We start from the raw sequence: 26,964 nt of genomic DNA on the forward strand, positions 1-26,964 counted from the left end.
CTTCAACCACGGGTTGAAACCCACGCAGGAAATGGAGGCACTTAGTGCGGATAACTTCAGCTCAAAATTATAGATCGGGAGACATGTCGCCGGCACTCGAGGCCTAACGGCCTGATCAGAAATGGCTGGCAATTGATCCGAAGCGGGTACGAGCACGCGCGCCTGATTCCAGGCGGGAATCGAATCTTTTATAAAGGAGAACGCTCACGGCCTCGCCTGCGGAAGCTTAATGAGAAGTGGATCCGTTCGCCGGCCAACTGGCGACGGGAACAGGCGAACCTATCTCTTTGAATCAGACCGCCGAGCCGAAACCACGCGGGCGAAACCCGGGACACGCGCCGCCCGGGCCGCTAACCGGAACACTGGCAGGATCAGCCGACCTCCTGGGACGACTGCCCTCGCCCTGCGAAAAGAATGAGATTGCCGTCAGGATCACGAACGATGAATGTGCGAGCACCCCACGGTTCTGTCTTGAGGGACTGATGAAACGCCACGCAGGCAGCTTGAAATTCAAGGAAGAGCGGCTTTACATCGTCGACCGTGATGGATGCAGAGAGCAGATGCTCTTTGTCCTGAAGGTCCGGACGGATTGCCGGTTCGTCCAGATGCCGGAGATTCAACCTGGCTCCATCCCGGAACACTTGCCCATAGAAGGGTGGCTCACCATAGGTGAAGGCAATCGCGAAGCCTAGCTTTTTCGTGTAGAACTCACACGAGGCCCCCATGTCGGAGACAAAGAGTTGGGGTTCTGCGGCAAGAAGTGTTGCTTTGGACTGGGTTTCGGCATGCACATCTTTCATCGTATGGACTCCTTGGAGGAGCGCCTCCCAATTCTCGAATCCGGCCTTTTTCGCAATCAATTCTTGTGCGTCAGTTAGTTTGAAGCAGTGCGCAAGCACAGCCTGATCGGTCAAGTGCTGGAAACGCGGAAGCATCGCTCGAATTTGCGCCGCAACCGGGAAATAACGATCACGATGCCAACGCAGATAGAGCTTCGCTTGCTTCTTCAGGTTTTCGAGATTGGGCATAGGGCGCGTTCTCGATTGAGATAGGTAGGCGGGCATAGCCCGTTCGGCCCGAAGGTCCGTTGCGCCCTACAGCACTAAACAATTTGTAAATGTGTCTCGGATCAATGTCAACAAATGAGCCCTATCGATTGGAGGAGCTCCTGCATCGGCAACTCCGAAGCAGCCCCAGCGGGGCGACGAGTTTCGTAACGCCCGCGAAGATGTCCCCGCCATCTCGTCGTCTCTGAGCACCTGCCGCTAATCGAATCCGCGCGCCCGCGAAGAGTCCGTATCGGAAGCATCATGCGGAGTTTCTGGCCTCACCGCCGCCCAACGTACGGCTGGAACGGAAGCTCCGAACTCCTTCACCCCACGCGCCCAACCGACCAAAACCGGGCGGTTTGCGGGACATCGACCGCCCGGCGAAACTCGGGATACATATAAGGATGCTCATCCGGCGACCGTTCTGATCCGAGGCGGCAGCGCGGTCGTGAAACCGCGCGTGGTCATCACCATCCTGTAACGTTTCGCAACTGCGACGCACACTGGATGTGAGAAGCATCGCTGGAAGTCAACGGTTCGGCGCCGACCAGCACTTCGCCGGCCGAGTTGAGGCTCGATGCCCAGGTTGCAGCGATCCAATGATGTCGAAAAGCTGTCTTGACACACCCGACACATGCGTCACCTGCGGAGGCAGGAGAGCGATCCGCTTAAGGTTCAGAGGAGACTCACTACTCGCCCCTGCAGAAAGAGAATCGCAAGCGCGCTGACGATCTGCAAGACCGATGAGAGGACAAGTTCGCGCATTTGCGGTCTCAATTTCGTTTGACGATGTACTAGAGGGAGGCTAATCAGCGCGCTCGCGATCGAAGTGAGAACGACTGCGACACCTGCCTGAGTTTGGCTCACATGACCGTGCAGTGCCATATTCGCTGCCGCGGCGGTCGTGCTTGCACTGCTAAAGAGACCGCCCAGTACACTGACAATCTGGAAGCCTGCATTCCCGATCCATCGTTGTCCCAAGGTTGCGAGGACCTGTAATAAGAGAAAGAGGAGCGCAAAGCTCGCTACTTTTTTCATCGACACCGGTGAGCCGAGGTCAATGGTGACTCCTTTATCTACGTCAGCAGCGCGCTGCCGATCGCGATAGACTCGATAGGCCGCCACCAGGGTCATCGCGACTAATGGAAGCGCAGCCGTTCGGACTGCTCCAGGAGCGAAGATCGCGAGGATGACGAGATTGCGAAAGAACATGGAGACGGACGTCAACAGGATGACAGGAACGGTGAGGGCGAAAAGGCCCGATCGGGAGAGCGTCAAAGCCAATTCAGCGGCGGTTGCAGTTGAGTTGACGAGACCGCCTAACACGGCTGTGAGATAGATTCCCTTCGAGCCATAGATGCGGAGCAGAACGTAGTTCAGGAAGCCCAGGCCGGCAATCACAACCACCGTGATCCAATCTTCGCGCGGCTGTATCAATTGCCACGGATCGACAAATCGATCCGGTAGGAGCGGCCAGACGACAAAACCCAAGAGGCCTAGCAATAGAGCGCTGCGAACTTCTTGCTGAGTCAGCCCGCCGGCAAATGCGCGCAGTTGGGGTTTGAGCGCGAGGAGCATCGCTACGATGATTGCGCATGCGACTGGCGTGAACAGATGGCCCTGGCTCACGAGTACTCCCAACAGGAAGACGATCGCCAGAGCCGTTGATGTTGTAGCTTCTAATTTTCGTGCCGTCTGGAGTCCACGAAGATTCGCGAAGACGATCACAATCAGGATGGCGGTTCCACTGAAGATCAAGAGTGGGCTGCCGAGCAGGGAGGAAAGCAAGCCTAACAGCGCCGCCATGGCGAAAGTTCGAACGCCAATGTCCTTATTGGACCATTCGCGTTCGAGGCCGACGAGCAATCCCAAAGCGAGTGCCACTGCTATCTTTACGGCGACCTCCAGGGCCGGGAATGGCTGATTTGCGCCGTGAAAAGTTTTGAGCCAGTCCTGCATTTTTCCGGAACCTCTCGGAGATTGGAATTCCCATGCAGCGGACGCGTCTCGCCGCAAACGCGCCAATCCCCATGACTACTTTGGATGCGTGTTCAAAGGATTCTGCCCTTTTGCTGGTCGCTGTGGCTTCGGGAGTCGTCTTGGCTGGCCGGAAAGCGTGAATGTAACGTTCAACGATGAATCAGTTGCCTTCGACAACCTGTCTTGCGCGCAGCGCAGCGGCATAGAGATTCAGGCGCGAATAAACGCCAAACGCTGAACCGTTGTCCAGAAATCCGCCGCCCGGTCCTTCGGTTTCGGTGAGGATCTTGTTTGCCCGCTCCAGGCCGAGCGAAGGAAATGCCTGAGTAAGAAGGTAGCCGGCCTCTGGGGCGAGCTTCGCCACGTCTTCAACAAGTCCGGCATTCTTCGCATAAACCACGGGCAAGTTATAGGTCTGCGTCGACTCGTAGAACGCCTCATCAGCCACGATGTTGTTGAATCGCCCAGTATCTTCCGTTGCGCAGACTTTGATTGTGTTGCCACACCCGTTCTGCAACACTCTAACCAGTTCAGCGCGCGCGGTCTTCACTGCCTTCTGGAAGTCGTTGATGGGCGCCGCTCCGCGAGCGGACAAACCCATGTAGGCAGGATCGTTCGCGAGCATATGTGCCACATCGTAGAGCGCCAGCGTTCGGCCTCCTAAAACGTCCATCACGTAATGGGAGCCCATAATAACGCGATCGTTACCATATTCGGCGCCGCGCGTGATCATCTGTGCGTAGCGTTCGGGAACCAGCACCGCGAGCAAGACTGCGCCTGTATAGCCATAGGTTGTGTGGCCACTTGGATAGGACGGGCTGTTGGTCAAGTCCATGACGGGCCCGTGGTTGTACACGAAGTTTCCTGCGGGTCGGTTCAGGTAGTCCGGACCTTCAAATCGCGCAACGTTCGGCTCCGTTTGATAAGGGCGGGAATTGCCATACGCGTCCGCGCCAGCGCTTCCTGCCGGGAGCCTGTATGCCTTGCCGAAAACGTCGTCAACCCCTCGGATTTCCTTCAGAAGTGCGACCTCGTCCGGAGAAACTGCGGTTTTCCCATCCGTCGTTTCATTTGCGAAAAGGTATTTCGCCTCACTTGAATGCGAGCCGGAAATCGCGGTCGCATATCTGATCAGATCGCCAATGGATTGCGGAAGTGTGGATGTCCGCCTCTGGTCGATGTAGTGAAAATGCGCCACATAGGCGGAGCCGAGCGTCGTTCCCAATCCATCTGCCAGCTGTGCCAGGTTGTTTATTGTAGAGAATGCATCGCGCATGGCCTGTTGCTGCTGTTCTGGAAAGGGTAACAACGTCGGCTGCGCAATCACTCCGGTCTGGATTCCTCCGGTGACGGTATAGTTCGCTCCTAAGGCGGCTTTGCCTGCTTCTGTATTTAACAAAGCAGAAACGGGAGCCAGTCCTCTGAGAGCCGCTATGTCTGAACCTGACTGCGCGGAAAGTTGAGAGCAAAGGATAGCGAAGAGAAAGAGCAAGCCCAAGCAGATGCTGCGCTTCATAGGAAAATCCGCCGTTGGAGAATTATGCAACCCAATTACGCAAGCCTATCAAGGCGGATGCGCTGTCGTGCAAGCTCGATCCTTCGTTGTACCGGCTGCGGAACGCGTCCTAATCGCGGACGCTCGAGACATCGACATTGCGCCCTAAAACTTCTGCAGCTACGCTCTCCGCAGCGTGAAGATCGTGATCTCCGGCCGACAATCGAAACGGAACGGCACACCCACGCTCCCGATCCCGCGATTGACATACAACTGCATGGGGCCGACGTTGAACAGGCCCTCTACGTATTTACGTCCCCAGCTGGGAAGAAACAGTGGGCCTACGAACGGTATCCGGACCTGCCCGCCATGCGTATGGCCGCTCAGCACCAGCGATATCGCCTGCCCGGTCGGATGAGCATGGAGCCGGTCGATGTAATCCGGCGCGTGACACATCAGGATCACGGGCTCATTCGGGATGTGCCGAATCGATTCCGGAATAGCAGCCCCTTGATCCGGCATCCCGTTCACCGGATCGTCGATACCGGCGAGCCAAACCCTCCCGCCGTTCCTTTCCAGGGGAACATGTGTGTTTCGCAGGAACACAAGATTGGCCTCGCTCATTGCATCAGCAACATCAAGCCCACCCGCCCGCGCATCGTGATTACCGAATATCGCGAACCGCTGTTTGCATTCGAGACCGCTCAACAGCCGTCCACATTGCCCCGCTGCCCTGATCATCAGTTTCTTCGGAAGCACGTCTGCGGTGACATAATCCCCGGTTAGAAAAACATAGTCCGGGCGCTCACGGTTGATGCGATGGATCGCCTCGCGCAGCAGAAATGGCTCAGTGAACTCATCCATGTGGATATCGCTCAGCTGCACGATCTTTACACCCTCGAACGCAGGCGAAAGCCCCTTGATCGAGATATCCTGATGAACGATTTCCAGCCAGTGGCGCTCAATTTCACCGGCGTAAAGTGCCAAGGCCCCCGTGCCCGCCAAAGCAGTCCTCAAAAAGAAACGTCTGGAAAGCTTTCTGGAATCCGAGGCAGGCGAGCGCTCCATGTGGCTGATCAATGGCTCCTTCAAAAATGTTTCTCAGTCGACGCTCCCTCACAAGCCGGTGCAACTGCTCGGTGCTGAGATGGTCACGTGTGGCGAGAAACACGTTGAGAATACAGTCGCGTTTTTCAGTGCAGGGCTCAGGGATTCCTCTTGCTCCGATTATAAATTCTGGAACTTACACTCCCTCGGTTGCCAGAGAGACCGGGATAGGCAGAGTTCTTTCGCCGAATGGCTCACATCTCCGCCCAACGGCGCAGCAGATTGTGATAAACACCGGTCAGTTGCACCCCGATCGGGTTGCCTGGAGACTCCTTTGCCAATTGCTGAATCGCGGTGTCCAGGTCGTAGAGCAGAGTACGGTCTCCGTCGGTGCGAATCATGCTCTGGATCCAAAAGAAAGAGGACACCCGCGCGCCGCGCGTAACCGGCGTGACGCGATGGAGGCTAGTCGACGGATAGAGAACCATGTGTCCCGCTGTCAATTTCACACTGTGCAGGCCGTAGACATCTTCCACCAGCAATTCGCCGCCTTCGTATTGATCGGGGGGAGTGAGAAACAGCGTCGCTGAGACGTCTGTGCGGATGCGCTGGCCTGATGAGGCCAAAGCGCGAATCGCAGTGTCGACATGCGTTCCAAAATGCCCGCCTCCTGTATAGCGGTTGAACATGGGCGGGAACACTTTCAGAGGAAGCGCGGCCGACATGAACAGGGGCGATCGTGCGAGCGCTGCCAGCACCATTTCACCAAGCTTCACGGTGGCCGGATGTCCCTCCGGCAGCTGCAGGTTCTCCTTGACTGCCTGAGCCTGATAGCCGGCCGTTACCTTACCGTCCACCCACTCGGCAGCGTCGAGAATCGTGCAAGCCTGGGTGACTTCCTCTGCGGTCAAAACATCAGCGATCGTGATCAACACGAATTGGGAACTCCGTGAGCGTGCTCGAAAAGTGAAGGCTATTTGAAGCGAAAATTGATGCCGAATAGCGCACTGGCGCCCGCACTTGGGATCAAGTGACTCGGGTGGGGCAGATCGATGTAGAAGCGGTCCAATACGTTGTTGACGTTGGCCTGAAACTCCAGTTTCTCGCCGATGGGGCGCTTCAGCATAGCGTTGAAAACCCAGTAGCCCGGTACCTGCTTCATGGCAACGCTGGTGACAACAAAGCCAGGCCCGTTGGGATTGGGTGCGAATCCGGTAGGCACATAAGGCACGGTCGAACTTGCCGTCCTGCTTCCGACGTAGTTGCCGCCGAGCCCGCCGTTCAGCCGCCAAGGTAAACGATGTGTCAGAAAAAGATTGAAGGTTTGTTGAGGGACATTGGCCAGCGGATAGCCGACAGCGTTGGGAAAGAACTGCGAGTCGAGCACGTCGCTATCCAAATAGGCGTAGCCCACTACGAGGTCCATTCCTTGGGGTAAGCGGCCGACCGCGCTGAGTTGCACGCCCTTGACAAGTTGGTTGCCCGCCGCGACGATCTGATTGGAGTTCGTCGGGCTGGTTTCATGGGCGTTGTCCTTTTCGGTGCGGAACCATGAACCCTCGGTCAGCAGGCGGTCGTTCAGGAAGCTCCATTTTGCGCCTGCTTCGTAGGACTGATTTTGTTCCGGTGCCACGTTGCCATTCACGAGTCCAACGCTGAGACTCAGTGACTCCGCATCGGGGTTCCAACTCGTTCCGTAGTCGAAGTAAAGGCTGCCGTGCGAGGAGGGCTTATACACAAGCGCAGCTCGATAGCTCGGCTGTTCGTCAAGCCTGCCGATGGGCGCGACCGCCGCGGTTACCGTCCCTCCTGCTGGCGGTGCGGGCTGATAGAGGTTGTAGTCGGTGTCGAAGCGGTCCCAGCGCACTCCGCCCGTCAGTTCAAAGAGTCGACCGAGCTTCATGGTGTCAATGAAGTACAGACCCACGCTCTTCGACTTCGTATGCACGATAGATGTGATGTATCCCATTCCCGAAAATGGCTGTTCCTCGTTCGGGTTCAGCAGGGTTGTCTCAGGAACTGTATTGACCTTATTGATTGTGTAGCTGTACCGAATGGGATTGGAGATTTCCTGCCCTCCCTCAGCGCCTGCCACCAGATCGTGGTGAATACCAGCCGTTTTGAAGCTGGAACTCATCTCGAACTGATCCCACAGAATGCCTTCCACGCTCTTCACCTGAATTTGATTTCGGTTTACCTGCGTGATCTGATCTGGGGGTGTTGAGGGAGTGTAAGGGCAGGGAAGCGATGAGTTGTACGCGAGCGTCGGCAGTGACGAAACGACGCTTCCGACCGGGATACTGAGCGACGCATTCGAGCAGATCTGCGGTTCGGTAATCTGGGCGTCCCGCGGATAGTTGGCTGCGCGCGCGATCATGTGAAGGTTGAGGTTGGGCTTAAAGTCGTGTTCAACTTTCAGCGTCAGAATATCGTCGTTGGTCTTCAGGTAGTTCTCATCGGCAAACCCGAAGTAGCTGTGCCGATTGGCAGGAGCAACGCCGTTAAAAAGCCAGGGCAATCCATAATCTGGCGTGTCGTTTTCTGAGAGATGCTCATAGCTCAATGTGGCCGGGGTCTTGGTTCCCAGCCCGATGGAGATCGAGGGTGCAATGCCAAAACGCCGTACCTCAGCCGCGTCGCGTCCGGCAACGCCGGCTTCTTCGGCCATGACGTTTGCGCGGAATGCCGTGCCGCCGATTGTGCTTTCGAGAGGGCTGTTCAGATCGGCTGTTAGCCTGCGCGTCACGTCCGTGCCAAATTGCGTTTGCACATCAACAAACTTCTCAACACCCGGGACCTTGCTCTCTTGATTGACGACGCCTCCCGTCGATCCGCGGCCAAACTGGATTCCCGCCGGACCTTCAAGTGCCTCCACTTGTTCGAAATTAAACGAGTCGCGATAGTAGCTGCCAAAGTCACGAATACCGTCAAGGAAGATGTCGTTTCGCGCGGTAAAGCCGCGGATCGTCAGGTTGTCGCCCTGCGCACCGGCTTCTCCTGCCGCCAGGCTGATGCCGGGAACGTTGCGTAGCGTGTCGCGAAGCGTGGAGAGTCCCTGGTCCTGCATCACAAACTGCGGGACAACGGTCACGCTCTGGGGAGTGTCGATCAACGGCTCCGGGAATTTCTGCAAAGAAATGAAGTCTGCGACCGAGGCACTGACGGAAACGGTGGCGCTCGTCTGTACGCCGATCACCACGGTGCTTTGGTCTTCCATTCGGTAGTTCAGTCCAGTGCCGTTGAGGAGCAAGCGCAACGCATCCTCTTCTCGATAGAGACCGATCACACCTTGCGAGTTGAAGCCTGCCAGAGTTCCTTCGGGCAACACAAACTTAACTTTCAACCTTGTCGTTTTCTCGAAAGAGGTAATGGCTTGTTCAAGCGGGCCGGCAGGAATATCAAATCGCTTCAGAGGGAGAGTGGCGGGAGGCGCGCCCTCTGCGGATGGAAGAGTTTTCTCGGCAGCAAGAGCAGGTCGCGCCGCTCCCATGGCGGCGTACGCCGCAAGCGTTCCCATCGCAATCCAACCACGGCTCCCCGCCAGCGATCTATTCCTTCCGGGCAGCTTCCTTTTACGAATCTTCTCCCTCATTGACCTCTCCCAATTGAATTTGTTTACTGCGCAGATCAGCGGTTGGCGCCCCCGCTAGCGTCAGGCCGCGCGCAAGCGGAACTACGCGGACACATTCAGAAACAGTTCGGCAATCAGGATTGGTGTAGGGACTGATGAAGAGCCGGAATCCGACTCTATAATGCAGACAGCCTGCAGCCCAATGGGCCGCAGTTTCCAGGGTCTTCGCGGTCTCCGCCAAGAGACAACCCGCAAGACCCTGGCCCACCTTCGATCCAACTGCCCTAACAACTACGACAATTTGGTCGCTCTTTAGACTATATACGACAAATTCGGTCGGATATCAAGGAGGGAGTGTGGATTGCCCCTTGAGCTGCGGAAGTGTCCTGTGGCGGCCGAATGTGTGCTCGGAGAGGTCGAACTCTTCGAGCGCGTGCACGTACGTCTTGGTGCGCTCGAGAAACCATAGTGTGCCGCCAACTGGCCCGCCCGGCGCGACGTCTGGACCTCGAACCACTTATCGGGAGAAGTGATTTCCCGAGCTGATCCATGGCAGTTGCAATCGATGATGAAGGGATACGGCCGGCTGGCGAGCAAATAGCAAAGTCCAGGACGCGTACTATGCTCAACGTACTTGTTTAAAACTAGTATTTGGGGTATACCATGAACTCATGGTGAAGAAATCCGAGCACCGCGATCTCTTTCCTGGCGCACTGGAACTGATGATTCTCAAAAGCTTGAACTGGAAGCCAATGCACGGCTATGCACTTGCTCAACGGCTCAAGGATATATCTGAGGACTATCTCCAGATTGAGGAAGGCTCCTTATACCCCGCTCTGCAGCGGATGTTGAAGACTGGTTGGCTGGAGACAGAAATGGGGCTCTCGGTCAGGAATCGTCCGGTGCGGATCTTCAAAGTCACCGATGCAGGCAGGAAACATCTCGAACATGAACTCGCGAGCGTCGAGAAGATGTTCGCCGGAGTCACCCGTGTACTTGCACTGGCCGGACAGTAGGAGACTCTATGGGATGGCTTCGACAGTTATTGACTCGGCATCGTCGCTATGACGAGCTTTCCGAGTCGATCCGTGAGCACCTGGAAGAAAAGATCGCTGATCTGACGGACCAGGGCATGGCACGGGAGCAAGCAGAACAAGCCGCCCGCCGCGAGTTCGGCAATGTGACGCTGATCGAAGAGCGCAGCCGCGAGGTGTGGCAGTGGCCGACGGTCGAATCGATCATTGCCGATCTCCGCTACACTTTCCGTCAGCTCCGCAGGGCTCCAGGTTTCGCGGTAACCGCGATCGTCGTTCTTGCACTTGGGATCGGCGCGAGCGTCGCCATCTTCGCCTTTGTCGACGCTGCACTGCTCGAACCGCTGCCCTATGCCGACCCAAACAGGTTGATGGCGGTGAATGAGAGCAGCGCGGAAGCGCCGCTCTGGCCGTTGGCGTATCCAGATTTCGTGGACTGGCAGCGCATGAACAAGTCGCTGAGTTCGCTCGATGTGTTCGCGGGAGCGGGGTATCTTCTGCGCACGCGCGATGGAGCGGAGCCTGTGACAGCCGGGCGCGTGAGTGGCGGATTCTTCAGGACACTGGGAGTGCGGCCGATTCTGGGGCGCGACTTTGCCGCGGGCGAAGATCGTCTGGGCGGACCGAACTTGACGCTCATCAGTTATGGCGCGTGGCTGCATCGTTTTGGGGGGCGCAAGGATATTGTCGGGCAGACGGTGTCTCTGGACAACACCGGGTATACGATTCTCGGAGTCCTGCCGCCCAGTTTCTCCTTTGCGTTGGGGGGCAACGCGGAGTTCTGGGTGCCGATTAACACGTTGAGCCCTCACGAACAGACGCGCAACTTCTTCAACTTTTTTGGGATAGGCAGGCTTCGAGATGGACTCAGCCGGCAGACTGCACAAGCCGAGATGACCGCGATTGAGAAGCAGCTCCAGAAGCAGTATTCAAATCAAGGAAGGGACCTAACGGCTCAGGTGGTCCCGCTAACGGAAGTTTTCGTCGGCAACGTGCGGCCGATATTGCTGACACTGTTGGGCGGAGCAGGATTGCTGCTGATGATTGCGTGCGTGAACGTCGCGAGCCTGGTGCTAGTGAGGTCAGAGAGCCGCAGGCGCGAAGTGGCGGTGCGCGGCGCACTTGGCGCGACGCGAGGACGACTGGCCCGGCAATTTGCGGTGGAGGGGCTTTTGATGGCCGCGGCGGGCGGGCTCTCGGGAGTGCTGGTTGCCGCCGCATTGATGCGGCTGCTGAGTAAGCTGGTGCCAAAGGATATGGCGGCGAACATGCCGTTTCTCAATGGCGTGAATCTGAACGTGCACACGGCGGTTTTTGCCTGCGCTGTTGCGCTCGGATCCGCCCTGCTCCTTGCCGGGACTTCTACGGCGCGGCTCTCGTTCCAGAAGGTGCGCGACGGATTGGCGGCGGGAGACCGAGGAGCGGCAAGCAGGTTGTGGCAGAGGCTGGGAGCCAATCTTGTCGTGATTGAGCTGGCTGTTGTCGTCGTACTTATGGCTGGAGCCGGGCTGCTGGGAAAAAGCTTTTATCGCCTGCTGCATGTGCCTTTGGGCTTCGATCCGAATCAAGTGACGACGACGCGCGTGAACGCTCCTGAGCAGGTATACAAAGGCGGCAAGGCACGGATGGCAGAATTTTCGCGCGAGATTGTCGAGCGAGTGAAGCGCCTGCCTGGCGTAGAGAGCGTTGGAATGACAAGCCTGATTCCGGCGCAATGCGATTGCGCGACTGATCGGCCCCATTTTCCGCCGCGGCCGTATCACGGAGAACACAACGAGGTGGACGAGCGGCACGTGAGCCCGGGTTATCTGCCTGCGCTCGAGGCCGCGTTGGTGCGCGGGCGTTTCTTCACGGAAGACGACGACGGAACTAAGCCAGGTGTGGCTGTCATCAACGAATCGCTGGCGCGGCAGTTCTTCCCCGGGGAGGACCCGGTGGGACAGAAGATCGCGAACGATGAGGGCGGGCGCGACACGGAGTGGGAGATTGTGGGCGTGGTCAGCGACATACACGAGGGAGCGCTGGACGCACCGGTCGCGCCGACGGAATATTTTCCCCTGAACCAGACAGGAGATAACTCGTTCACGCTCGTCGTGCGCACGCGGCAAGATGCAACGGCGCTGCTACCGGAACTCGTTCGGATGCTGCACCGGATCGACTCGAACCTGGGCGTGTCCGACGAAGGAACGTTGCTCGCGAAAATCGAGGGGACGCAGGCGGCGCTCCTCCATCGCTTCGCTGCGTGGCTGATCGGCGGATTTGCCGGAGTCGCCTTGGTGCTCGGTGTGGTCGGGTTTTATGGCGTCACCGCGTACTCCGTAAGCCAGCGGACGCGAGAGATTGGCGTGCGCATGGCGCTCGGCGCGCAGCGCAACGCGGTCTATGGGCTGGTAATGCGACAAGCGGGATGGCTGACCGTGACCGGGCTAGCGCTGGGCCTGGCCGGCGCAGTGGGCGGAGCAACGTTGATCCGGAAGATGCTGTTCGGCGTGGCGGCGTGGGATGCGGCAACCCTCGTGGCTGTGGCTGCCGTACTGGGTGTGGCGGCAATGGCGGCGAGCTTTGGGCCCGCGCGACGCGCTGCTTCGGTCGATCCTGTGCAAGCTCTACGAAGCGAATGACGCGGTCGGTTGTGCAAGCAAGACGCCGGGCAGGAAAGCGTCGCGGAACGATGCGATCGAGGCTGCCTTTGCCGTCGCAATAGGAGTTTCCAGGAACTGGCTCAAAGGAGCGTTCACCCGTTCGCCGCACTCCCGACTAGTCACTTGCCACGCGCAACTGCACTTGGAACTGCACTCGTCACTAGACACTAGCCACTGCTGTCTGGGAATAGAATGAGGGCGACTCATGCGCACGCGAATCTTGATCGCTGCTGTCGCTCTGCTTCCCATGTGCGCTTGGGGACAAGCTGATGCCGCCGCCCGCGCCGAGAGCGCGGCGATTCACCATCTGCTCGGACAGTATGCCCAAGCTGTCGATACGGTGGATCTCAAGCTGCTGGCCGAGATCTGGTCTCACTCCCCCGATGTCTCATTCATTTACCCATTGGGCGAAGAGCACGGCTTCGACGCCATTGAGCAACATGTGTTCGAGAAGGTGATCGGCGGAATGTTCTCGGCGCGCGACCTCAAGATCCATGACGTGACGATCTATGTGAACGGCGCTGCGGCATGGTCGGAGTTCCACTGGGACTTCTATGCCACACTGCGCAAGGACGGTTCAGCCGTAACGACACACGGCGTCGAGACCCAGGTGTACCGCAAAGAGGACGGACAGTGGCGTCTCGTCCACGTGCACTACTCGGAGGACCGCCAGCCAACCCGCTGAGAGCCCGCCTCCCCGGTCCCTACCGCCCGCCACCGAACCGCCGTAACCGACTCGACCATCCTCCTCAATCTACGCACAGAGCAGCACCGCAACGGGGTGAAAGCCAAGACACTCGCCGTCCGGGGAAATGGGGGATCCTCACGGATGAACGCGGATGATCGCCTTTCCCTTGATCCGCTCGGTCGGGTTGAAGGCGGCGGCGGCGTCGTCGAGTGCAGCAACCGTGCCGATGTTCGTCCGCAGACGACCATTCCGAACCCGCTGGGCGAGCTCACTCAATTGGGCGCGATCGGGCACGACGACGAAGTCGATTGTCAGCCCGTTGGCGGACCGAGACTCGGTCGGGCCGGTGATGGTCACCAGCGTTCCTCCGGCGCGAATCACACCTGCAGACCGCTTCGCGATGTCGCCGCCGAGGACATCGAAAACCAGATCGACTTCGCCGACGTCTTCCAGGGCGTCGTTATCGAGGTCGACGAACTCCTGTGCGCCGAAGTCGAGAGCCGTCTGACGGGCGCTAGCGCGCCCGGTGCCGATGACGTACGCGCCGGCCTCGCGTGCTAGCTGGCTCGCCATCGAGCCGACTACGCCGGCCGCACCGTGCGCGAGGACGCTCTGCCCCGCCTGAAGGCGCCCGTGCTCGAACAGCCCCTGCCACGCGGTCAGGCCCGGCATCACGAGGGCCGCGCCTACCGTGAAGTCAACGTCACCAGGCAGCGGAACGAGGTTTCGCGCCTCGACGGCCACATGCTCCGCCAGCGTGCCGTCGCGATACCAGTCCGTGAGGCCGAACACCCGCTGTCCAATCGACAGCCCCGTCGTACCATAGCCGAGAGCGGAGACCACTCCGGCCAGTTCGTGTCCGGGGATTGAAGGCGTCCGGTCTCGGCCGACGCGATCGGTCCAGGTCGAGGGCCACGTCAGCTCATCCCCGGTGAATCCCGACGCATAAATCTGAACAACGACGTCGTTTATCGCTGCCTGCGGCTCGGGCAGCTCCACCAGCTTCACCCCGGCCGTTCCTGCAGCCTGATCCGTCACTACAATCGCCTTCATCGGTCACCTCCCTGTATCAAGTTCTTGTCTGTAAACGCCACTGCCTCCACATAAGGAAGATTGCTTTAGGAAAAAAGGTTTCATCGGGGAAATACATTACTCGCGTTCGAAGCTGGGGAACGGAAGCGAGAATCGGTGCTCCTTCGTCTTTGATGAAAAATACGACGAACTTCGCTGGTTTCGTCTTACTTGCGTTACGGCTTATGGAGTGAACGTCTTCAGGTGTTGCGTGCAGGGCGAGGTCGTTTCCAGGCCCGACCACTCTCAAAACGTGCGTCGGTGATCTATCGCTCATCAAAGGAAGCGGCCAGAGATCGTTTGGGAGAAACGAAGATATCCTCAGGGACTCCCTAAATGCACGTGCCTTAGGGTCTCCAAGAAATAGCAGGAATCTCTCCATCCCTGGCGAACCTGTTCTTCGGTTGAGTTCGTCTGCTTGGACAGCTCACGTAGTACCTTCTCGAACCACTCTGGGTCCGTTGCCCTTTTAGTCGCAAGCGACCGCCACAGGGCGCTGGAATCTGTGAGACCCCGGGGTCGCACTCGCCCCTAGTCACTCGCCACTGCCTTCGAGCCTCCGGCGCGAAAGGCAAAACCAAGCCTTGACGTCGTGGGCACGGAACTCGGCGGCATGCAGGTCGACAATTTCGAGAGCGGGTTCGATGGCGAGGGCCACCTCCCGTGCCGACCGGCGCGGCGGACCGACCTCCCGCGGCGGGCCTTCAGTGGAGCCGATGAGGCTCAACCACAGGCCTCCGGGCGCGAGCGCCGTCGCGACCCGGGCAGCGAAACGCGCGCGCTCCTCCGGTTCCTCGAAGACATGAAAGCAGCCGCGGTCAAAAACGAACTGGAACGGACCTTCGGGAGCGGAGACGGCGAGAAAATCCAAGCTTTGGAAACGGCAGCCGAGATCGCGCCCATCCAGCTTCGCCGTGGCTCGTTCCACCGCGAGCGGCGCGACGTCGATGCCCAGCACCTCAAAGCCGCGCTCCGCGAGCCAAATGGCATTTGTCCCCGTGCCCGCGCCGATCTCCAGGGTCCGGGTGGGCGCAACGCGGCCCGAAGTGACGAACTCGACCAGCAGCGGCTCCGGCTCGCCCGTGTCCCAGGGAAGCTCTCCCCCGGCGTAACTCTCATTCCAGCACCGATGGGCCATACACCCCGAGTGTAGCGCGCCCAAGCCGATGAACCGAGTCGTTCACGACTCGATGAGCGCGTTGCCCCGAAGTCGTCAATCGAGAATCCAAACTCTGCTGCGCTCCTTGACAATCGATAGTCGAGTGTCTACCATCGTCGCCAGATTGAGGGTAGAATGCCTTCTACGGCAACACAGAAACAGCAGCGGATCGGAGTTCTTCAAGGAACCCTGGACATGCTCATCTTGCGGACCCTCCTTTATGGCCCTGCTCACGGTCATCAGATCGGCAAGCATATTCAGAGAACTACAAATGAATTTCTGCAAATGCAGCACGGTTCGCTCTATCCCGCGTTGCATCGCCTAGAAGAAAGAGGATGGGTGAGTGCCAAATGGGAGACGGCTCCGGACCGAAATCGGGAATTCAAGTACTACCGGTTGACGGATAAGGGCAGGAAGCAACTGGTGGTCGAAGAATCGCAGTGGAAGCAGATGGCCGAGGCCGTGGCGCGAGTGATGTGGCCCGCCGCCGAGGAGAGCTGAGATGAAGTGGTGGCAAATAAAAAAGAGAGATGCAGACCTGGAGCGCGAGTTGCGTTCAGACCTTGAGTTAGAGGAAGAGGAGCAACGGGATAACGGTCTTTCGGCGGAGGATGCGCGTTACGCCGCCCGGCGCGCGTTCGGCAATCAAACCTTGATCAAAGAACATACCCACGAAGCCTGGGGCTGGACGCCTGTCGAACGGCTTTTGCAGGATGCTCGATATGCATTCCGACAACTGCTCCGGACACCGGGATTCACACTTGTCGCCCTGCTCATTATGGCCTGCGGCATCGGCGCAAGTACGGCCGTCTTCAGCATCCTCGATTCGGTGCTGCTGCGCCCCTATGCCTTCCGCGATCCTGGGCAGATCGTGGTCTGGCGCGAGGTTCTTCAGGAGGTAGCCAAGGAGTATCCGTCCGTCCCTGACAATTATCGTCACTTCGTTTATCTTCGGTCGCACGCCAGCACCATCCAAGACGCGGCTCTTATTCAAAACGCATCCTTTGCCATAGCGGCTGACGGCGATCATCCGCGCATCGAGAAAGGTCTCAACGTCTCGCCCAACTTCTTTACCATGCTGGGTGTGACGCCGATGCTCGGTCGCTTTTTCCTACCGGAAGACGCTCAGCCGGGCAGGAATAATGTGATCGTCCTAAGCTGGGTTGCGTGGCAGGACTTGTTTCATGGCGACTCCGGGATCGTGGGTCGCACGTTAAAGATGAAGGGCCAACCAGTAACGGTCATCGGAGTTCTTCCGCGTGATTTCGAATTTCCTGTAGTGAATGAAATGCGGAGCGGTGCGAGCCCCGATCAGACATTCCCATACGAGATATTCCAGCCATTCGTCCCACAGGGAGACGCGCTCACCTCAGACGACGCCGAGTTCGCCTTCCTTGTCATCGCACGTCTAAAGCAAGGCGGAACCGTTCCCCAAGCGTCCACAGAACTTTCAAGCTTGTTGAGAGCCTACTCCGCCACCAATCACTTGACGGTCCACTTGAGCGCTGTCGTCGAACCGCTGTCGCAGGAAGTGACCGGCAACATCCGGAAGGCACTCTGGCTACTTTTTGCGGCGGTTCTCGGCCTTTTGTTGATCGCCAGTGTGAATCTTGCCAGCCTGCAGTTGGCGCGCGCAATTGCGCATGAACGGGACAACGCCCTTCGCGCCGCACTCGGAGCGGGGCGGACGCGAATCTTCCAGGCGGCCTTCATGGAGAGTGTCATCCTTTGTCTCACCGGCGCTGCACTCGGCATTGTGTTTGCAGTCGGCGGAATTCGGATTTTTGCAGCTATCGCACCTGAAAACCTTCCCCGTCTGCACGAGATCCGAATGACCTGGCCGGTTCTGCTGTTCTCCTGCGGGATTTCAGGAGTTGCCGCCTTCTTGTCCGGCACGCTCCCTGCTCTGCAATCGCTTCGCTCCGACCCTCAATATGCATTGCAGTCTTCGTCGACGCGCTTCTCCCATGGTGGCCACACTTCCTTCGTCCGGCGGTTGCTCATCACTTTGGAAATCGCATGCACAGTCGTCCTTCTTATCGTGACTGGGCTTGTGGTACGCAGCTTTTCCCGGGTTCTCAATCAGCCGCATGATTTTGACCCAAGCCGGGTGATCCTCGCCGAAGCCGATCTGCTCAGCCCACGGTACGATCAGCCGAACGGTTCCGGCGACTCCGCCCGTTCCGAAGTAATCGACCGCATGCTCGACAAGATTCGCTCGACTCCAGGAGTTGGATCTGCCGCGATCACCAGCGCTATGCCCTTGAGCGGCAATAACTATGTGCACAGCATGTACCGTCCAGATCATCCGCTGCCGGAAAGCGAAGTTCCCACGGCGAATCTCCGCAACGTTAGTCCCGGTTATTTCGCAACGATGCAGACGAGGCTCATCGCGGGCCATGACTTAACGACCAGCGAGAGAGCCAACCCGCAGAGCGCGATCGTTTCGCAAAAAGCAGCGCAAGCTGCTTGGCCCGATGGCCAGGCGCTCGGTCGCAAATTCAAGTTCGAAGGACGCATTTATGCCGTGATCGGAGTCGCCGCTGATGCACGCATCGCAAATCTCAAGGAGAACATTCCAGTCGTCTACTTACCCTTCTGGCACGATCCGCCCGGCGCAGTATTCCTGCTTATTCGCACTTCTCGCGGCCTCGACGAATTCGCTCCGCTTATTCGCCGCCAAGTCTGGGATATCGATCCTGAAGCCGCCGTCCCTGTCATCGAAATGCTAGATGCGCAGGTGGGGCGGTCAGTTGCGCCGGAACGTTTGGTATCGGTCGTTCTGTCTCTGTTTGGGGTCGCGGCACTGGTCCTCGCGATTCTCGGAGTCTATGGTGTTCTGGCATATTCGGTATCGCTCCGAACACCTGAGTTTGGCATCCGCGTCGCGCTGGGATCAAGCAAGCTGAAACTCATCCGCCTCGTTCTATTGGAAACCCTGATGCCTGTTGGCGGAGGTATCTTGCTGGGTCTGTTGGCATCCCTTGCAGCCACTCGCGCTATCCGCAGCCTGCTTTACGAGACCAGCCCCGCTGATCCCTTATCGATGGTCGGAAGCGTGGGCATTCTGCTGGTGGCCACGTTCATGGCTGCATTTCTGCCCGCGCACCGCGCCTCACGGATTGACCCCATGAAGGTCCTTCGCGCCGAATAGAGGATTACGAAATACTTCTAAAAGCTCTTTTCTGCTCCCCGCACTATGACTCACTTTCGGGGATTTCTGATTTGTTTCCGGATCGCTGGCGTTTTTCCGGAACCCACAATTTGAAATCCCAAGGTGCTGGATTTAGCGCCTCGGGCTGTTTGGGTCAATGGACACAACCGTTGTTGACATTCGTGAGCACTGCGATCATCATATATTGCTATGCAACATATGCGAGTGAAACTGTTCGACCGGGAACTGAAAAAGGGCAGCGCAGAACTGCTGATTCTGTCGCTGATCGAGCACCGTCCGCGCCATGGCTACGAGATCAGCAAGCTGATCGAGCAGCGATCAGAAGGCGTGCTCAAGTTCAATGTCGCCTCGTTTTACCCGCTGCTCTACCGGCTGGAGAAGCGCGGCTTCATCTCCGGTCGCTGGGTAGAAAAGGCTGGCCAGCGCCGGCGTCGGTATTACAAGCTCACGGCGCAGGGCAAGACGGTTCTCAAAGAGCAGCGCAGTTCGTGGGCCGAATTCGTCAGCGCTATTGGTCGAATTACTGGAGCTGAACATGCCTGATTGGTCCAAGGAAATTCGCGCTGCAGTCGCCAACCTCGATTTGGACGCTGGGCGGGAAGCATCGCTGGTCGAAGAGCTGTCGCAACACCTCAACGACCGCTACGACGAGCTGCGCGGCAACGGCATCGAGGATGGAGAGGCTTGCCGAGTGCTCAGGGCAGAGCTCAATGACGGCACACTGGTCGCGGAGCTGAAGCCAGTGCTATCGCCATCGCCGGAGGCCGCAATTCCAGGGATCGACAAGCGCGAGCGAATGCTTGCCGGAGTTGGAAACGACGTGCGCCAGGCACTGCGGCTATTGCGTTTCAATCCAGGTTTCGCGGCGGTGGCGATTCTTTCCCTTGCGCTTGGAATCGGAGCCAACACAGCCATCTTCGAGCTGATCGACGCCGTATTGATGCGCACCTTGCCAGTGCCGTCGCCGCAGCAACTCGCCGACATCCAGGAGACGCACGGAGGGCGCATCGGCAGCACGGTTGCACGACAGAAAGAGTTCTCCTTCGCCATCTGGGATCAGTTGCGGCAGCAGCAGAAGCCCTTCTCCGGCATCGCGGCGTGGAGCACCGAGCGGTTTGACCTTGGACAGGGGGGTGAGGCCCACTACGCAGAAGGGATGTGGGTCAGCGGCAGCTTCTTTCAGGTTCTTCAGGTGCAGCCGATGCTGGGCCGGCTGATCGCCGAGAGCGACGACTATCGCGGGTGCGGCGTCCGCGGAGCTGTGATCAGCAACGCGTTTTGGCAGCGGGAATTTGGCGGCCGTTCCAACGTCATTGGGAGCAGGCTCTCGCTCGACGGACATCCCTTCGAGATCCTCGGTGTGACATCGCCGAGTTATTACGGCCTTGAGGTAGGTCGCAATTTCGATGTCGCCTTGCCCCTGTGCAGCGAGCCGGTGCTTCACGGGGAAGGAGCGTGGACTGCTGATTCGACTACGTGGTGGCTGGCAGCAATCGGGCGGCTGAACGCTGGATGGAGCTTCAAGCAAGCTTCCGTGCAGCTCTCCGGAGTCGCGCCCGGAATTTTCGCTGCCACTCTCCCCGCAGAGTACGATGCGGCGGCCAGGAAGGATTATCTGCGGTTTTCCCTGCAGGCCGAGCCCGCAGCGACAGGCGCTTCACCTCTGCGAAAGCAATATGCGGCCCCGTTATGGGTGCTGCTTTCCATCTCAGGACTGGTCTTATTGATTGCGTGCGCCAACCTAGCGAACCTGATGCTGGCCAGAGCAAGTGCGCGACAGCGCGAGATGGCATTGCGGCTGACGCTCGGGGCCTCGCGCCTGCGGCTCATCCGGCAGTTGTTGGCGGAAAGCCTGCTGCTTGCGCTGAGCGGAGCAGCCTTTGGCATAGCGCTGGCCCAAGCGCTGGGCAGGCTTCTGATCGTCTACATTGGCAGCACGCAGGATCCTGTATTTCTTCCGACTTGGCCCGATCTTCGAGTGCTGTCTTTCACGTTTGGAGTGGCGCTGTTGACCTGTGTGTTGTTTGGTGTGGCGCCCGCGATCCAGGCTGCTAATGCCGATCCCGGGACGGTGATGAAGGCAAGCGGACGCGGGTTGACAGCAGGACGCGAACGCTTCCTGCTCCGCAGAGGACTCATAATCTCGCAGGTTGCGCTCTCTCTGGTACTGCTGGTAGCGGCCATCTCGTTTGTCCGCACTTTCAGGAATCTGCTCAATCTGGATGTTGGATTTCGACAGAACAATGTTCTCGTCGCGGATTTCGATTTTTCGCCGCTCAAGGTTGCTACCGCCAATCGGCTGGAATACAAGCGCGAGCTCCTGGATAAAGTGCGGAATACGCCGGGTGTCATTGCGGCTGCGGAAACAACAATTGTTCCGTTGAACGGCGATGGATGGAATGAGTTCATCGATATTCCGGGCGCTTCGATCTCACGCAAGCTGGTGTACTTCAATGCAGCGAGCACAGCATATTTTCAGACGCTCGAAATGCCCATGATCGCCGGGCGAGATTTCAGGGTAGACGATACTCCGGCTTCGCCGCTTGAAGCGATCGTCAACGAGCAATTCGCGCGCAGCTTTTTCCCGGGCTCTAACCCCATCGGCAAAACCTTCGACCATAGACAAGCGGGCGGAAAACCCAATTTGGTCTACCGGGTCGTCGGCCTTGTCGGAGACACCAGGTATCGCGATCTGCACGAGGATCCCGTCCCGATCATCTTCGTGAACGAGTACCAAATTGCTGACCCCGGCACCGATTCCACTTTCCTCGTGCGCTCCGCCGAGGCCCCTTCCACGATGATCGCATCGCTGAAAGACACAGCGGCCCAAACGAGCCCGGCCATTGTGTTGAACTTCAGCGTGCTCAGGACAATGGTCCTGGGGAAGCTGACGCGGGAGCGACTGATGGCCACGCTCTCCGGTTTCTACGGAGTTCTCGCAGCGGTCCTCGCGATGGTCGGTATCTACGGAATCGTTTCTTTCATGGTGGTCAGGCGACGAAACGAAATTGGCGTACGCATCGCGCTGGGAGCAGGAAAGGCAAACGTCCTCGGTATGATTTTGCACGAGGCTTTGGCGATGGTTGCCATAGGCCTAGTTACGGGAACCGGGCTGGCTGCGGCAGCGGGAAGCGCTGCGCGGGCAATGCTCTTTGGGCTCAAGCCGGTCGATCCGTTGACGCTGATGCTTGCGGCGGGCGGGTTGACGATGATCGCCGTGGCGGCCAGCGCCATTCCCGCGGCCCGCGCAGCTGGCCTTGATCCAATGCAGGTCCTCAGGGAGGAATGAGCATCATCAGTTGTCCATCGATCGCCAATGCGCGTATCCCGACCATTGCGGGGCTGGAAGCGTGGTTTGGCCTGAAGTCGTCAAGCGAGATTTACCTTCAGCAGCAACCGGTATCTTTATTCACATCGCAACGCTACCATCGGATCCACCCGCATGGCCCGTCGGCCCGGAATAAGCGACGCGACGAGGGTCACTGCTAATAGAAAAACAGGCATGCCAATGAACGCGATGGGGTCGTGCGTGCCGAGCCCAAACATCATGCTGGAGAGTACCCCTGACACGGCGGCACACAGAGCCACGCCAATGGTCGCACCAATCAGAACCGGGCGCATGGCCTGCCAAAGCACATGGCGCATGACCTTAGCACCGTCAGCGCCCAGAGCCATACGAATGCCGATGTCTCTGACGGATCGGCTTACACTGTAGGACACCATCCCGTACACGCCAATCGAGCAGAGCAACAGCGCCAATGCGCCCAACGCCCCAGACAGCGCGGCCACAATGCGCGACGGCGCGCGCCAGACTTCAAGGTAGTCTTCGAGCTGGGTCACATCGATCGATACCCCTGGGTCGATCGAGCGCCCCGCATCACGAATACTTTTTGCTACATTCGTAAAACCTGTTGCATAGCGAACCAGGACGTAGCTTCGCGAGTCGTCTTCAGTCCCGGCTGGGAAATAGAGATAGTTTGTATCGAGTCGACCGAGATGAGCAACCTCAGCGTCTTTGGCCACGCCGATGACTGAGTATTCACGCCCCGAAATTTCGCGCAAACCTTTCCCTAATGGATCTTGACCCGGCCAGAGCCTGCGGGCGGTCGACTCTGTGACGATAATCCCTGGCGCCTCATGCGTTTCAGTCGGGTTGAAGTCTCGACCTCGCACAATCGGAAGTCCAAGCAGCGAGAAATAATCCGGCGTGACGTGGTTATATTCGACACCAACCGTGTCGGCGCGGCCGGGAACTGCAAATTCTGAACCGCTAAAGTCGTGACTCAACGGCGCGCACTCCGCCTGCGCAACTTCGACGACCCCAGGGAGGCCCTGGATTCGCTCACGAAAACGTTGCATAAAATGCGTGGCGCGCGCTGGATCGTAGCCTTGCTTTTCTAAATTCAGAAAAATCGTCGCCACCCCCTTGATCTCAAATCCGGGATCAAGCGTCTGCGCGCTGTAGAGCCCGCGCAGCAGCAATCCCGCCGCAAGCAGCAACACGATGCACACGGCAACCTGAGCGCCGACCAGTGCGTTAAGCAAAAAACGCCCGTTTCTCTTGCCAACGCCGAAGGATGTGCCGTCTCCTTTCATTGCCGTGTTCAGATCAGGCCGCGAGCTTCGCAATGCCGGGACCAGTCCGAACACAATCCCCGTAAAAAGGGAAAGCGTGAACGCGTACGCGAGCACGTGGAGGTTGGGCGCAACATTCAGGGCAAAGGGAGGAAAATCATGCGGCAAGTGTGAGGTTACAAGCTGCGTGATCCGAATAAAGGACCAGAACGCAATCAGAGATCCAAGCGCGCCGCCGGCTAAAGAGAGCAAAAGACTCTCCGTCAGTAACTGCCGCACCAGTCGCCCTCGGCCGGCACCCAAGGAGAGCCGAAGCGCGATTTCTCTCCGTCGCACCGAAGCGCGCGCAAGCAGGAGATTAGCAACGTTCGCACAGGCAATCAGCAAGACGAGAGCGAAAGCGGCGAGCACAACGGAGGCGACGGGAATCAGGAAGCTGCGCTGTTCGGGACTCGTGAAGAACGTCGCGACGTGGATGGCAAGCGATGTGGTGCGTCGCGGTCCCGAGTGCTGCTGGTCAATGCGTCCTGCAATCACGCCAAGATCCGCTCGTACTTCCTCGATCGTTACGCCGGGCCGCGTTCGCCCAAGCAAAGCCAGCCAACTCATATTGTCGTTCGAAAGCCGGTCGATCCCCGGCTCGAGAGCCTCTTGCATCGTGAGCGGCGCCCAGAACGCGCTCGGAATCGGCTCCGTGCCGGTGAATCCAGGACGAGCAATTCCAATCACCGTATAGGCGGTCTGATTGAGGACGATCCTCTTGCCCACCAGGGATGGATCCGATGCGAATTTCCCCCGCCACAAATCGTCGCTCACCACCACCACCGCATTCGCCCCGCGGCTTCGACAATCGGAATCGACAAAGGCACGCCCGCGAGCGGGATGCTCGATCAGAACGTCGAAGTAATTGCAGGAAGCGACTGTCCCCAGGACTTGCCGCACGTCTGTATCCCGCAGGTTTGCTTCGACGTAAGGCTCATAGGCCACCAGTCCCGAGAAGACATGATTGTGATCGCGATAGTCCTGATATTCGGAGTCGGAGAACCAGTTCGCACCGTTGTGAATCAGCCGGTCACCTCGTCCCTGGAAATGGAAGATCTGGTTGACGCTGACCAACTCCTGCGCGCGTGGAACTGGAAGTAGCCGCAGGGCCAGGCCGTTCAAGACCGAGAAAATGCCGACGTTGATTCCGATGCCCAGTGCAATCGCCATGACCGCAGCGACTGTAAGTCCCGGACTGCGCAATAACGTGCGAATGCCGAAGCGGACATCTTGAACAAGCTGCTCAAGCCACACCACGCTCCACACCTCCCAGGTCTGCTCTTTGACCCGCATGACGTTGCCGAACTTCCGCAGCGCCGCGTTGCGCGCGTCCTCTGGAGCCATGCCCCGGTCGATATTGTCCTGGGTTTCCCTTTCGAGATGGTCGCGAATATCCTGCTCGAGATCCGCCAGCATGCGTTTGCGCCGTGTCATGCTTCCCCCTGTTCTCCGGGCCGGAGAATCTGCGCGATGGCTCGCGCCAGTTTGTCCCATTTGCCGGTTTCAACTGCCAACTGTCGTCTGCCTTTGGAGGTCAATGCGTAGAACTTGGCCCGGCGATTATTTTCCGAAGTCCCCTCTTCGGCCGAGATCCATCGCCGCTTGATCAGCCGATGCAATGCCGGATAGAGCGAGCCTTGTTCGACCTGGAGCACCTCGTCCGATCGAAATTCGATCGCCTTCGCGATGGCATGGCCGTGCAGCGGTCCACGTTGCAGGGTGCGGAGAATCAGGAGATCCAACGTGCCTTGCAGAAGTTCGATCCTCTCGTTTTGTTCTCGGGTAGACATTCTAGGCGATCATAGGCAGGCTTCAGGTAGAATGTCAAGGTGAGCAAGTGGTTCTGTTCGATTGCACAAATCGTGGTCGGGTCGGTTCACGCGTAATCGCCTAGTATCAAACCTAGCAGGCTGACGAGCAGATTGCCGTTATGAACGCACTGTTGGCGTCGGTTCGGATTGTCCCTCAAGGGAATTGGCGAACTGTTGACAATTCGAGAGGAGCAATTGTGACGATGCAATGCGTCCACTCTTGTCTTGCCCTGTTATGCTCAATTGCACGAACAGCCTCAGCCCTGTTTCGCGGCGACTGGACACCCATTCTGTCGAGTGTCCGACGCCTTCGGATATTCGACAACGCTCTTCGATAGAGAGAGCAAGGCTAGGGCGAGGATTGAGCCCCAACCATGTCAAGCCTGTATTCCAATGGTCCGAACAAAGACTTTGTGATCCGGCCGTATCAGAAGCTTATCGCAGAGAGCAATTCACCATTCGTCACGTTGACAAAGGAGCTTGCGACAGCTGCGACTCAAGGGAAGTCGATTTGTCTCCTGGTTGGGCTAAACGTTGCGACCAGCCCCCGCAGCACTTCGCGCAGTTTTCGGGATTGCGAATCTCGCCGTTCGTTACTACACGCATAGGTTCCACGCTAAGATATTCCTCTTCGACACTTGTGCCCTTTTAGGTTCGTCGAATCTCACAGACGGGGGAATGCAAAGCAATCGCGAAGCTACCATCTTGGTTGATCGCTCTGAACAGGTGGAAGAGATCAGAGCGCTGTGCCAGGAGCTTTGGACGGGCGCACCCGTACTAACGCCTGAAGTACTAAAACGATTCGAAGATTCGGTCACGTCGTTTGGGCAGTACTTTAACCCCGACATCAAGGTCGAAGCCGCAGTCGGCAGGGCCGAGCCGCCGAATATTTCGGTTGGTTCCAAGAAAAAATCTTCGGAATACATCTTCCTTGAAGCGTTGAGGAGACGCGTCTATGAGCAGTTCAGACCTGCGTTCGACGAGGTTTCGACCGTATTAGCCGAGAATAGCCTTCATAGACTGGAGTGGAGCAACAGTGATAACGGGAGGGAGACGAACAGGTTCCTAAATTGGGTTCGGTTGACTCATGCATCAGGTGATGATTGGCAGAAGAGTCCTCTCCGGGCGCAGACAGATCGGCGTGTTGAACTGCTCAATTTAGGGCAGGAGTGGTATCCACCGAAAAACCACGGATACCCGAGGATTATTTCCCAAACTTGGCACAGCTTCGTGCCGTCTTCGCTAGCAAGGAATCATTACAGTCGGCATCGCGTGAAGATTTGTCGATTGCTTTAATGGGCATTCACGCTTTTGAGGAACAGGTCCGGTTCATAAAGGGCGGATATGCCGCGATTATTGATTTTTTCTGGGACCAAAACGAGGAGGATCTTGAGCGGGTGAAACGAAGTCTGGCCCACCTCTTGTTTGGAAAAGAAGAGTTTATACGTCGACTCTACGATGTTCTCAATTTCCCAGAATGGAAGATTCGACACTTTGGCGAAAGCTGCGCCTTAGAGCTAAGCGGCACCGCTCGACCCGAGATGTGCCCCCCAATGAATGGGAGATCTGCTAAGGGGCTCCGCTACATAGGTTTTAACGTTCCAGCTTCATGACGATTAAGACGA

19 protein-coding genes are annotated in these 26,964 nt (G+C 58.0%); 9 read left to right on the forward strand and 10 right to left on the reverse strand.

What is annotated here, in order from left to right; genetic code table 11:
* Positions 1-371 precede the first annotated feature (371 nt).
* The 6 genes from VK574_RS13740 to VK574_RS13765 all read right to left on the reverse strand — a co-directional run bounded on the left by VK574_RS13740 (position 372) and on the right by VK574_RS13765 (position 9,088).
* Positions 372-1,028 (reverse strand): bleomycin resistance protein, encoded by a 657-nt coding sequence (locus tag VK574_RS13740; RefSeq protein WP_472800416.1) that lies wholly within the window; start codon positions 1,026-1,028, stop codon positions 372-374.
* Positions 1,029-1,724: 696 nt separating this feature from the next.
* Complete coding sequence (locus tag VK574_RS13745; protein WP_472800417.1) at positions 1,725-3,008, reverse strand: MgtC/SapB family protein; 1,284 nt, start codon at positions 3,006-3,008, stop codon at positions 1,725-1,727.
* Between the two features lie 181 nt (positions 3,009-3,189).
* Complete coding sequence (locus VK574_RS13750) at positions 3,190-4,545, reverse strand: phosphatase PAP2 family protein (RefSeq protein ID WP_472800418.1); 1,356 nt, start codon at positions 4,543-4,545, stop codon at positions 3,190-3,192.
* A gap of 159 nt (positions 4,546-4,704) precedes the next feature.
* A complete protein-coding gene (locus tag VK574_RS13755) occupies positions 4,705-5,616 on the reverse strand; it encodes a metallophosphoesterase (RefSeq protein ID WP_472800419.1) in 912 nt (303 codons plus the stop codon).
* Positions 5,617-5,825: 209 nt separating this feature from the next.
* Complete coding sequence (locus tag VK574_RS13760; protein ID WP_472800420.1) at positions 5,826-6,506, reverse strand: Fe2+-dependent dioxygenase; 681 nt, start codon at positions 6,504-6,506, stop codon at positions 5,826-5,828.
* Positions 6,507-6,544: 38 nt separating this feature from the next.
* The gene (locus VK574_RS13765; RefSeq protein ID WP_472800421.1) at positions 6,545-9,088 is read right to left on the reverse strand and encodes a TonB-dependent siderophore receptor; all 2,544 of its coding nucleotides are present in this window, start codon (positions 9,086-9,088) and stop codon (positions 6,545-6,547) included.
* Positions 9,089-9,813: 725 nt separating this feature from the next.
* Between VK574_RS13765 and VK574_RS13770 the strand changes: the two genes are divergently transcribed.
* The 3 genes from VK574_RS13770 to VK574_RS13780 all read left to right on the forward strand — a co-directional run bounded on the left by VK574_RS13770 (position 9,814) and on the right by VK574_RS13780 (position 13,503).
* Entirely contained in the window at positions 9,814-10,158 is a 345-nt protein-coding gene (locus tag VK574_RS13770; protein ID WP_472800422.1) for a PadR family transcriptional regulator, read from the forward strand.
* A gap of 8 nt (positions 10,159-10,166) precedes the next feature.
* A complete protein-coding gene (locus tag VK574_RS13775; RefSeq protein WP_472800423.1) occupies positions 10,167-12,797 on the forward strand; it encodes an ADOP family duplicated permease in 2,631 nt (876 codons plus the stop codon).
* 226 nt (positions 12,798-13,023) lie between these two features.
* Positions 13,024-13,503, forward strand: a complete 480-nt coding sequence (locus VK574_RS13780; RefSeq protein ID WP_472800424.1) for a YybH family protein — start codon at positions 13,024-13,026, stop codon at positions 13,501-13,503.
* Between the two features lie 138 nt (positions 13,504-13,641).
* Here VK574_RS13780 and VK574_RS13785 read toward each other — a convergent pair whose 3' ends face one another.
* Together VK574_RS13785 and VK574_RS13790 are read right to left on the reverse strand one after the other, a co-directional pair.
* A complete protein-coding gene (locus VK574_RS13785; protein ID WP_472800425.1) occupies positions 13,642-14,559 on the reverse strand; it encodes an NADP-dependent oxidoreductase in 918 nt (305 codons plus the stop codon).
* A 553-nt stretch (positions 14,560-15,112) separates the two neighbouring features.
* Entirely contained in the window at positions 15,113-15,715 is a 603-nt protein-coding gene (locus VK574_RS13790; protein WP_472800426.1) for a class I SAM-dependent methyltransferase, read from the reverse strand.
* A 156-nt stretch (positions 15,716-15,871) separates the two neighbouring features.
* On the opposite strand from VK574_RS13790, the gene VK574_RS13795 reads away from it, so the two are divergent.
* The 4 genes from VK574_RS13795 to VK574_RS13810 all read left to right on the forward strand — a co-directional run bounded on the left by VK574_RS13795 (position 15,872) and on the right by VK574_RS13810 (position 22,200).
* Positions 15,872-16,237 (forward strand): PadR family transcriptional regulator, encoded by a 366-nt coding sequence (locus VK574_RS13795; RefSeq protein WP_472800427.1) that lies wholly within the window; start codon positions 15,872-15,874, stop codon positions 16,235-16,237.
* A gap of 1 nt (position 16,238) precedes the next feature.
* Positions 16,239-18,890 (forward strand): ADOP family duplicated permease, encoded by a 2,652-nt coding sequence (locus VK574_RS13800; RefSeq protein WP_472800428.1) that lies wholly within the window; start codon positions 16,239-16,241, stop codon positions 18,888-18,890.
* A 225-nt stretch (positions 18,891-19,115) separates the two neighbouring features.
* Positions 19,116-19,454 carry a PadR family transcriptional regulator gene (locus tag VK574_RS13805; RefSeq protein ID WP_472800429.1) on the forward strand — a complete coding sequence of 113 codons (339 nt, stop codon included), beginning with the start codon at positions 19,116-19,118 and terminating at the stop codon, positions 19,452-19,454.
* Positions 19,447-22,200, forward strand: a complete 2,754-nt coding sequence (locus tag VK574_RS13810; RefSeq protein ID WP_472800430.1) for an ADOP family duplicated permease — start codon at positions 19,447-19,449, stop codon at positions 22,198-22,200. The genes VK574_RS13805 and VK574_RS13810 overlap by 8 nt, the downstream gene beginning before the upstream one ends.
* Before the next feature lie 116 nt (positions 22,201-22,316).
* On the opposite strand, the gene VK574_RS13815 is transcribed toward VK574_RS13810, so the two are convergent.
* Both VK574_RS13815 and VK574_RS13820 read right to left on the reverse strand, forming a co-directional pair.
* Positions 22,317-24,962 (reverse strand): ADOP family duplicated permease, encoded by a 2,646-nt coding sequence (locus VK574_RS13815; RefSeq protein WP_472800431.1) that lies wholly within the window; start codon positions 24,960-24,962, stop codon positions 22,317-22,319.
* Entirely contained in the window at positions 24,959-25,318 is a 360-nt protein-coding gene (locus VK574_RS13820; protein WP_472800432.1) for a PadR family transcriptional regulator, read from the reverse strand. Before VK574_RS13820 ends, VK574_RS13815 begins: the two co-directional genes overlap by 4 nt.
* Positions 25,319-25,873: 555 nt before the next feature.
* On the opposite strand from VK574_RS13820, the gene VK574_RS13825 reads away from it, so the two are divergent.
* Together VK574_RS13825 and VK574_RS13830 are read left to right on the forward strand one after the other, a co-directional pair.
* Positions 25,874-26,635, forward strand: a complete 762-nt coding sequence (locus tag VK574_RS13825; protein WP_472800433.1) for a phospholipase D-like domain-containing protein — start codon at positions 25,874-25,876, stop codon at positions 26,633-26,635.
* Entirely contained in the window at positions 26,557-26,952 is a 396-nt protein-coding gene (locus VK574_RS13830; protein WP_472800534.1) for a hypothetical protein, read from the forward strand. The genes VK574_RS13825 and VK574_RS13830 overlap by 79 nt, the downstream gene beginning before the upstream one ends.
* The last annotated feature ends 12 nt before the right edge of the window (positions 26,953-26,964 follow it).

The sequence above is a fragment of the Occallatibacter sp. genome, from assembly GCF_035317045.1.
Lineage (GTDB): Bacteria > Acidobacteriota > Terriglobia > Terriglobales > Acidobacteriaceae > Telmatobacter.

Excerpts from the sequence above, each read along its gene's own strand:
- VK574_RS13800 (WP_472800428.1), top strand. The coding sequence starts at position 16,239 with ATGAAGTGGTGGCAAATAAAAAAGAGAGATGCAGACCTGGAGCGCGAG.
- VK574_RS13770 (WP_472800422.1), top strand. The coding sequence starts at position 9,814 with ATGGTGAAGAAATCCGAGCACCGCGATCTCTTTCCTGGCGCACTGGAA.
- VK574_RS13750 (WP_472800418.1), bottom strand. The coding sequence starts at position 4,545 with ATGAAGCGCAGCATCTGCTTGGGCTTGCTCTTTCTCTTCGCTATCCTT.
- VK574_RS13820 (WP_472800432.1), bottom strand. The coding sequence starts at position 25,318 with ATGTCTACCCGAGAACAAAACGAGAGGATCGAACTTCTGCAAGGCACG.
- VK574_RS13745 (WP_472800417.1), bottom strand. The coding sequence starts at position 3,008 with ATGCAGGACTGGCTCAAAACTTTTCACGGCGCAAATCAGCCATTCCCG.
- VK574_RS13795 (WP_472800427.1), top strand. The coding sequence starts at position 15,872 with ATGCCTTCTACGGCAACACAGAAACAGCAGCGGATCGGAGTTCTTCAA.
- VK574_RS13740 (WP_472800416.1), bottom strand. The coding sequence starts at position 1,028 with ATGCCCAATCTCGAAAACCTGAAGAAGCAAGCGAAGCTCTATCTGCGT.
- VK574_RS13815 (WP_472800431.1), bottom strand. The coding sequence starts at position 24,962 with ATGACACGGCGCAAACGCATGCTGGCGGATCTCGAGCAGGATATTCGC.
- VK574_RS13790 (WP_472800426.1), bottom strand. The coding sequence starts at position 15,715 with ATGGCCCATCGGTGCTGGAATGAGAGTTACGCCGGGGGAGAGCTTCCC.
- VK574_RS13785 (WP_472800425.1), bottom strand. The coding sequence starts at position 14,559 with ATGAAGGCGATTGTAGTGACGGATCAGGCTGCAGGAACGGCCGGGGTG.
- VK574_RS13810 (WP_472800430.1), top strand. The coding sequence starts at position 19,447 with ATGCCTGATTGGTCCAAGGAAATTCGCGCTGCAGTCGCCAACCTCGAT.
- VK574_RS13765 (WP_472800421.1), bottom strand. The coding sequence starts at position 9,088 with ATGGGAACGCTTGCGGCGTACGCCGCCATGGGAGCGGCGCGACCTGCT.
- VK574_RS13775 (WP_472800423.1), top strand. The coding sequence starts at position 10,167 with ATGGGATGGCTTCGACAGTTATTGACTCGGCATCGTCGCTATGACGAG.
- VK574_RS13780 (WP_472800424.1), top strand. The coding sequence starts at position 13,024 with ATGCGCACGCGAATCTTGATCGCTGCTGTCGCTCTGCTTCCCATGTGC.